We start from the raw sequence: 8537 nt of genomic DNA, 5'->3' as shown, positions 1-8537 counted from the left end.
GCTCGCGCCTGCTCGACCAGCTCTTTGAGCCGCGCATCGCTGATACCCGGCTGAGCCGAGTTCGTCTCTGTCTCACGTTCAATCACGTCAGTCATAGTGGCGTATCTCCTTTCAGAGTTACACCGTTGTTCTTACAGTCCCATCGGTCGGGCAAGGGCATCGGCGCCATGGCGCGAAACTACATTGCGCTCGGCAAGGATGCCCACTTCATGGTGTTGGTGCTCGTGTGCGGTCTCGGCCGCGGCGTTTTGTGGTCGTACATCGCCGCGTCGTCCTACGTGATGCAGGAACAGTTCGGACTGAGCGCCACCGCATACGGATTTGCCTTTGCCGGCGGCGCCGTCGTTCTGATCGGTTCGTCCCAGCTCAACGTCGTGCTTCTCGGCCGGTGGTCGCCGAATTCCATCACGATCTGGGCAATGTGGGGCAGTAGTGCCGTCGGCGCTGCATTTGTTGTTGTTGCCGCCACCGACTCGTGGGGATTCGTCGGGTTTGCCGTCCCCATCCTGCTGATGCTCTGCGCAACGGGTTTTGTCATGCCCAACGCACCGGCGGTTGCACTGTCCCGTCACGGAGAAGCCGCAGGCTCAGCAGCCGCGCTGATCGGATTTGCGCAGTTCGGCGCTGCCGCTGTGGTTGCGCCCATCGTCGGCCTTCTCGGCAACACCAGTCTTGCCGTGGCCATCTCCATGACCGGGGCTTCGGTTCTCGGCGTGATCGCGCTGCTCTGCGTGCGTCGATAAAACGGTTATGCCGAGCGTTCGAGAACCGATACCTTCCGGCTGATCCCTTCGGCCGCCGCGCGCAACGGTTCGGCAAAACGCTCGGTATCCATTCGATACCGCGGACTCGACACACCGATCGCGGCAACTGCTTCACCAAGTCCACCGAAGATCGGGGCAGCGATACTCGATGTTCCCAGGCGAACCTCCTCGGTCTCGACCGCCAACTGCTGCGAACGAACAGCGTCGAGTTGCCTACGTAACCCGTCTTCCGAGTTCACCGTCCGATCGGTGAACTCGACAAATCCGTTGCCTGTCACCGCTCGAAAAACGGAATCCGGTGAGTACGCGAGTATCGCTTTGCCGGTTGCCGTGGCATACATCGGCAGCCGGCCAGCCACCCGCGACGGCAGGTCCACCCCGTGATGACCGGAGATCTTGTCGATGTACAGAACATCGAGGCCGTCGCGAATCGCGAGGTGAACCGTCTCCCGGGTCGCCGCGTGAAGATCCTGCACATACGTCAAGGACACCTCGCGCAGAATACGTTGACGAGGAACCAACTGCCCCAGTTCGAAGAGCCGTAACCCCAACCTGTACTTGGTTCCGACCCGTTCCAGTAGACCAAGAGACACCAGTTCACCGGCTATTCGATGCACCGTCGCCTTCGCAACACCACTCCGATTCGCAAGTTCGGTCAGCGACAGCGCACCCGAATCCGCATCGAAGGAATCGAGTATCAGGCGCGCTTTCCCCAGCAACGAATGCATCGCCGAGCGCCTCCAGTACACAGAATGTGGTCCACCCAGCGGACCAAGTCTGCTCCAGTCTACTGAGGCATCAGATCTCCGCGCCCACGAATTGGCTGTTGTACAGACGGAAGTACGCGCCGCGGGATTCGAGCAGAGCCTCATGGCTCCCCTGCTCCACGATCCGGCCTTCCTCCATCACCACGATCAGGTTCGCATCACGAATTGTCGAAAGACGGTGCGCGATGACAAAGCTGGTGCGGTCGTTGCGCAGAACCGCGGTGGCGCTCTGGACCAGCAGTTCGGTGCGCGTGTCCACCGAACTGGTCGCCTCGTCGAGGATCAGGATGGACGGCTGCGAGATGAAGGCGCGGGCGATAGTGATGAGCTGCTTCTCGCCCGCACTGACGTTGCTGCCTTCCTCGTCGATGACCGTGTCGTAACCCTCAGGCAGAGAGTGCACGAACTTGTCGACGTAGCTCATCTCGGCCGCACGACGAATCTCCTCGTCGGTGGCACCAGGCTTGCCGTAGGCGATGTTCTCGCGGATGGTTCCACCGAACAGCCATGCGTCCTGCAGAACCATGCCGATCCGTGAGCGCAGATCGTCTCGCGTCATGTCGGCGATGTCGATGCCGTCCAAAGTGATTCGGCCCGAATTGAGTTCGTAGAACCGCAGGATGAGGTTGACGAGGGTGGTCTTGCCGGCGCCGGTGGGTCCGACGATCGCAACCATCTGGCCCGGCTCAGCAGTCAGGGACAGGTCCTCGATCAGCGGCTGTTCCGGCTTGTAACTGAAGGTGACGTTCTCGAACTTGACGCGACCCTTGTCGACCGTGGGCGACTTCGCACTCTTCGGGTCCTCCGACTGCTCCTCTTGGTCGAGCAGCGCGAAGACCCGCTCGGCCGAAGCGACGCCGGACTGCAGCAGATTGGTCATCGACGCGATCTGCGTGAGCGGCTGGGTGAACTGCCGCGAGTACTGGATGAACGCTTGCACATCGCCGAGCGTCATCGTTCCGGATGCGACGCGCATGCCACCCACCACTGCGATGGCGACGTAGTTGAGGTTGCCCAGGAACATCACGGCCGGCATGACCAGACCGGAAATGAACTGCGCCTTGAAGCTGGACTCGTACAGATCCTCGTTCTGCTTGCGGAAGCGCTCCTCGACCTCCTGCTGGCGACCGAACACCTTGACCAACTCGTGGCCGCTGAATGCTTCCTCGACCTGCGCGTTGATTCCGCCGGTGCTCTTCCACTGCGCCACGAAGTGCTTCTGTGAACGCTTCGCGATAAACGCCGTCACCATGATCGACAGCGGAACAGTTGCCACCGCGATCAAGGCGAGCAGAGGTGAGATCCACAGCATCATCACCAGAATGCCCAGGACGGTCATCACCGACATGACCAACTGGCTGAGCGTCTGCTGCAAGCTCTGCGCGACGTTGTCGATATCATTGGTCACGCGTGAGAGAACATCACCGCGGGCATGGGTATCGAAGTACCGCAAGGGAAGTCGGTGAATCTTCTGCTCGACGTCCTCACGCAGACGACGAACGGTTCGCTGGACCACGATGTTGAGCAGATACGCCTGCAGCCAACTGAACAGCGACGCGCAGACGAACAGCAGCAGCACGATCATCAAGACCTTGCCGACTGCGTCGAAATCGATTCCGGTTCCAGGCACAACTGCCATGCCGGACACCATGTCGGCGAGCTGACCCTGCCCCGAAGCGCGCAATCCTTCGACAGCCTGTTCCTTTGTCGTCCCCGACTGGAGTTGCTTGCTGACGATTCCGTCGAAGATCAGGTTGGTGGCGTTTCCCAGGATCTTCGGAGCGATCGAGGAAAGTACGACGCTTGCGGTCACCAAAGCGAAGATCAGGACGACGATCGGCTTGTCGGGGCTCAAGCGACCGAGGAGACGTTTGAGCGAAGGGCCGAAGTTCATGGCCTTCTTTGTGGGATCGCCGCCGCCGGGCGGGCCGATGGGAGGCGAGGAAGTCGGTCGATTACTCATGATGCGTCCTGTACGGCTAGCTGAGAGGCGACGATTTCGCCGTAGGTGGGACAACTGACCACGAGTTCGTCGTGCGTGCCGATCCCCACGATGGCGCCGTCGTCGAGCACGATGATCTGATCGGCTTCCACGATGGTGGAAATGCGCTGCGCGACAACGACGATGCAGGCGTCTTGCGTGACCGGCCGGAGCGCCGCACGCAGCCTCGCATCAGTAGTGAGGTCGAGTGCCGAGAAGGAATCGTCGAACAGATAGATCTGTGGCTTACGCACCAACGCTCTGGCGATGGCGAGTCTCTGACGCTGACCGCCCGATACCGTCGTACCGCCTTGTGCCACCGGTGTGTCCAGGCCTTCGGGCATGGCGCGAACGAAGTCGGCAGCTTGGGCGATCTCGAGGCACTCCCACAGCCATTCGTCGGTAGCTTCGGGGTTTCCGTAGCGGAGATTGGTGGCGACAGTGCCCGAGAACAGATACGGCTTCTGCGGGACCAGACCGATCACCGAGCAGAGCAGTTCCGTGTCGATGTCGCGGACGTCGACTCCTCCCACCGATACCGATCCGGAGGTGGAGTCGATCAATCGCGGAATCAGGTTGAGCAGAGTGGTCTTTCCCGATCCGGTGCCGCCGATGATCGCCGTCGTCTTGCCTGGTTCGGCACGGAACGTGATGTCGCGCAATACAGGTTCCTCGGCTCCGGGGAACTGGAACTGAGCGCCACGAAGTTCGACGACTCCCGGGTCCTTCAGTTCTCGGACCGGGTTCTCGGGCGGAATCACCGACGAATCCGTGTCGAGCACCTCGGAGATACGTTCGGCGCACACCGACGCACGCGGCAGCATCACCGCCATGAAGGTGGCCATCATGACGGCCATCAGGATCTGCATGATGTAACTGAGCATCGCGGTGAGCGAGCCGATCTGCATCGAGCCCTCGTTGATCTGATGGCCACCGAACCAGATGACCGCGACGCTGGTGACATTGCTGATCAGCATCACGAGCGGGAACATCAGTGCCATGAGGCGGCCGACGCCGAGTGCAGTCTCCGTCAGCTCACGGTTGGCATCGCCGAAACGCTCTACCTCGTACGGTTCCCGTACAAACGCTCGGACGACACGGATGCCCGTGATCTGTTCGCGAAGAACACGGTTGACGGCGTCGAGGCGGCCCTGCATGACCCTGAATCCGGGGACCATCCGGGCAATCAGGAAACCCATCGAGACTACGAGCAGCGGGACGCTGATCCCCAGGATCCAGGACAGATTCAGGTCCTGGCGCAGAGCCATGATGATGCCGCCGACGCACATGATCGGCGCCATGACGAGGATGGTGCAACTCATCACGACCATCATCTGCACTTGCTGGACGTCGTTGGTGTTGCGGGTGATCAGCGAAGGCGCACCGAAGTGCCCGACCTCTCGGGCCGAAAACGTCCCGACCTGATGCAGCACCGAAGCCCGGAGATCGCGTCCGACGCCCATGGCGACTCGCGCACCGAAGAAGACGGCCCCCACCGAGCACAGGATCTGCGTGAGCGTGACCATCAGCATCATCCCGCCGGTGGAGAGGATGTAGCCGGTGTCGCCTTTCGTCACGCCGTTGTCGATGATGTCGGCGTTGAGACTCGGAAGGTAAAGGGCCGCCATAGTCGAAATAAACTGCAGGACGACAACGCCCGTGAGTTCACCCCGGTACGGCGTCAGATAAGTGCGCAGCAGCCTGATCAGCATAGTGAGCGAAGGTTACCAATCCTGGCCGACATGTGCCGCTGGATATTTCGATACACAAAAACTGCTGTGCGCCTTTATTAGCCGCGGGGGGTTAATAAAGGCGCACAGCAGAGATCAAGCAGATGCGGACTGAAGCTCCGCTTCCTTTTCTTCACGGAGGGCCTTGCTGAGCTTCTCACCCTCGATGTCGACGTTCGGCAGAATCTTGTCCAGCCACTTCGGCAACCACCACGCCTTGTCGCCGAGCAGTGCCATGACGGACGGGATGATCACCATGCGCACGATGAAGGCGTCGAAGAACACCGCCGCGGCAAGCGCGAAGCCGATCGACTTGATGAACGAGTTCGGTTCCGCGATGAAGGCACCGAACACGGAGATCATGATGACCGCGGCCGCACTGACGACCCGGGCGCCATGGTTGAAGCCGATGGTCACGGCCTCCTTCGCGCTCGCGCCGTGGACGTACTCCTCACGCATACGCGTCACGAGGAACACCTGGTAGTCCATCGCGAGTCCGAACACCACACCGATCAGGAAGATCGGCATGAAACTCACGAGTGGTTGCGGGTTCGAGATGATGCCCAACCAACCGTGCTGGAAGATCGCCACCGTCGCACCGAAGGTCGCGAGCACGCTGAGCAGGAAGCCGAGCGTCGCCGTCAGCGGAACCAGGATCGAACGGAACACCAAGAGCAACAAGATGAATGCAAGGCCGACGACGACGGCCAGGTAGGGCACCAATGCATCCTTCAGCGTGTCCGAGACGTCGCCTTCGAGTGCGGTCTGACCGGTGATGCCGTAGCTGACGCCGATCGAATCGTTGAGTCCGCCTTCGGCTCCACGAAGGCTGGACACCAGATCCATCGTGGCGGGGTCGGTCGGACCACTCTTCGGAGTGATCAGTACCTGCGCGGTGTCGCCGGCCTCGTTGACCCCGACGACCTGTGCGTTCTGGACGTCATCGAAGCCCGAGATGGTCGAGACGACCTCCGCAAAGGCCTCCCCGGCGGGAACGCTGGCATCCTTGGCGTCGACAACGGCGATGAGCGGTCCGTTGCGACCGTCACCGAAGCCCTCGTCGATCAGGTCGTATGCCTGACGCGCACTGGTCGCCGGGTCACCGGTGGCCTCCGACGGCAGTGCCAGGCTCAATCCCGTTGCGGGCAGAGCCAATGCGCCCAGAAGCACTACTCCACCGATCAGCGGCACGAGCGGACGACGGACGACGGCACTGATGAAGCGCAGAGCCAACTTCGGCTTGCCCGAATCTTCGTCTTCGGACTCCTCAGCGCGCTTGCTGAGGAAGGGAATCTTGCCGGCAAAAGCCTTGCGTCCGAACATACCCAGGATCGCAGGCAGCAAGGTCAAGGCGATCAGAACCGCGATCAGCACGGTAAAGGCCGCTGCCGCACCCATATCGGAGAGGAACGGGATGCCGACGACGCGCAAGGCAACCAGCGCGATGATGACCGTCAAACCAGCGAATACCACTGCGGAACCGGCAGTTCCGACGGCGCGACCTGCTGCTTCGGCACGGTTGTCGGTGAGGGTGAGCTCATGCCTGAACCTGGACATGATGAACAGCGAGTAGTCGATCGCCACGGCCAGACCGATCATGATCGCCAGCGTCGGAGTCATCGAACTGAGATCCATGAATCCGGTGGCAACCGTGATTCCGAGGCTGCCGATAGCGATACCGATGATCGCGGTGAGGAGCGGAAGCCCCGCGGCCACAAGCGAACCGAACGTGATGGCCAGAACGACTGCGGCAACGGCGATACCGATCAGCTCGGTGACACCACCGGGCATCTCCGCTTCCTGAGCAGCAGAACCACTGACCTGGACGTTCAGTCCCTCGGCCCGACCGACATCGGCTGCGGAGTTGATCGAATCACGCAACGCCTGATCGAGATCGGCGAAGTCACCGCTGAACGGAACCTCGACGTACCCGACTGTGCCGTCGGCACTGAGCGGCGACAACGCACGCGCGTCGTCCACGGCCTGTGTCTCGGAAGTTCCAGCCGCAGCAGCCTTTTCCTTGAACATCGCAACCATGGAGTCGTTGCCGGTAACCGGATTGACCAACGCCTTCGCGGCCTGTTCCGGAGTGGCAGTCGCCGGGTCCACCTTGGCAGAGTCGGCGACCTTGTCGATGCCACGAATACTCGCGAGCATGTCGTCCATGGCCTTGACGTTCGCCGGATCGGCCAGCGTCGTGCCTGCCGGAGCTTGCACTACGTATCGTGCGCTCAGCGAATCCATAGGATTGGGCGCGTCGGGAAAACGCTCCGCCATCAGGTCTTGCGCCTGCTGCGCCGGGGTTCCCGGAATGGAGAACGAATCCTTGGTGGGGCCGGACAGAGTCGCTGCCCCGACGCCCATCAGGACCAGGATTATCAGCCAAACGCTGAGGACCGCGCCTTTTCGCCGGTAGGCGAACTTGCCGATCCGATAAAGATAGGTGGCCACGACGGGCTCCTTGCTGTTTCGGTGCGTGTACGTGGACAGGTATTACGTGTGGGGCTCAGAGACGAGACATCTCAGGGACGCGACATCTCAGGGGCAGGCGGCGGCGCGGGCAACCCGGCACGAATCTGCCGAAAAGCGTCGTGAACCAACTCTTCCGGACTGGAAGCCTCCGACTTTCCGCCAGTCCAGACGTCGATCACCGATTTAGCGGCTCCGCCCACCGCTCCCAGGAGGAGCGTCGGGTACAGGTCCTTCTCGGCGTCGGTACCGGTGCGTTCCGCCAATGCCTGAACGACTGCACGGTTGATCCGCTGATGCATGTCTGCGGCATCCCGGTAGAGCGCGGGACTCGAATCCGACAGCAGCCAGATACTTGCCTTCTCACTCCCACTCGGACCTGAGTCGTTCACGATTTCGACCACAAGTTCTTCGAGGACGTCGAGAATTGGTTCGTCCGCGGGCCGTGACGCAAGCGCCTCGATCCACAAAGTCACCGATTCCTCGAAACTGGCGAGCACTGCCTCCTCCTTGCTGGAGAAGTAGTTGTGGAACGTCCTCGTCGACACTCCGGCCTCGGAGGCGATTGCGTCAGCGGTGACGCATTCGATCCCCAGCGCACGAGCAAGCCGTGCTGCCGCGCCGCTGAGTGCGGCACGGGTTGCTGCCTTCTTGCGGTCACGAAGGCCTTGTTCGATGATCACCCCAACACGGTACCGAACTTGCAGAGCTCTGCAACTTTGCAGAGGTCTGCAATATTGTGCGATCGAACACACGGCACGGAAACTCGAGGCGTACCTCACACTCACGCACGGCAAATGCCTGAACAGCGCGACAGAGAGAGTTG

The 8537-nt window shown here is 61.3% G+C and carries 6 protein-coding genes; 1 reads left to right on the top strand and 5 read right to left on the bottom strand.

Annotated elements, in window-relative coordinates; all coding sequences use genetic code 11:
• Nucleotides 1-125: 125 nt before the first annotated feature.
• Nucleotides 126-743, top strand: a complete 618-nt coding sequence (locus tag V3587_RS28470) for a hypothetical protein (RefSeq protein ID WP_283377566.1) — start codon at nt 126-128, stop codon at nt 741-743.
• A 5-nt stretch (nt 744-748) separates the two neighbouring features.
• Here V3587_RS28470 and V3587_RS28465 read toward each other — a convergent pair whose 3' ends face one another.
• The 5 genes from V3587_RS28465 to V3587_RS28445 all read right to left on the bottom strand — a co-directional run bounded on the left by V3587_RS28465 (nt 749) and on the right by V3587_RS28445 (nt 8394).
• Complete coding sequence (locus V3587_RS28465; RefSeq protein WP_007731643.1) at nt 749-1492, bottom strand: IclR family transcriptional regulator; 744 nt, start codon at nt 1490-1492, stop codon at nt 749-751.
• Between the two features lie 70 nt (nt 1493-1562).
• Nucleotides 1563-3494 carry an ABC transporter ATP-binding protein gene (locus V3587_RS28460; protein ID WP_283377565.1) on the bottom strand — a complete coding sequence of 644 codons (1932 nt, stop codon included), beginning with the start codon at nt 3492-3494 and terminating at the stop codon, nt 1563-1565.
• Nucleotides 3491-5224, bottom strand: coding sequence for an ABC transporter ATP-binding protein (locus V3587_RS28455; RefSeq protein WP_003943950.1), 1734 nt, complete (start codon nt 5222-5224; stop codon nt 3491-3493). Before V3587_RS28455 ends, V3587_RS28460 begins: the two co-directional genes overlap by 4 nt.
• A gap of 114 nt (nt 5225-5338) precedes the next feature.
• The gene (locus tag V3587_RS28450) at nt 5339-7693 is read right to left on the bottom strand and encodes an MMPL family transporter (protein WP_042447716.1); all 2355 of its coding nucleotides are present in this window, start codon (nt 7691-7693) and stop codon (nt 5339-5341) included.
• Nucleotides 7694-7764: 71 nt separating this feature from the next.
• Nucleotides 7765-8394, bottom strand: coding sequence for a TetR/AcrR family transcriptional regulator (locus V3587_RS28445; RefSeq protein WP_003943912.1), 630 nt, complete (start codon nt 8392-8394; stop codon nt 7765-7767).
• Nucleotides 8395-8537: the final 143 nt, after the last annotated feature.

The sequence above is a fragment of the Rhodococcus sp. IEGM 1306 genome, from assembly GCF_036541985.1.
GTDB classification, from domain to species: Bacteria; Actinomycetota; Actinomycetes; order Mycobacteriales; family Mycobacteriaceae; genus Rhodococcus_F; species Rhodococcus_F qingshengii.
Note: the sequence above shows the minus strand (reverse complement) of the source record. Positions and strands in the feature narration are given on the sequence as shown.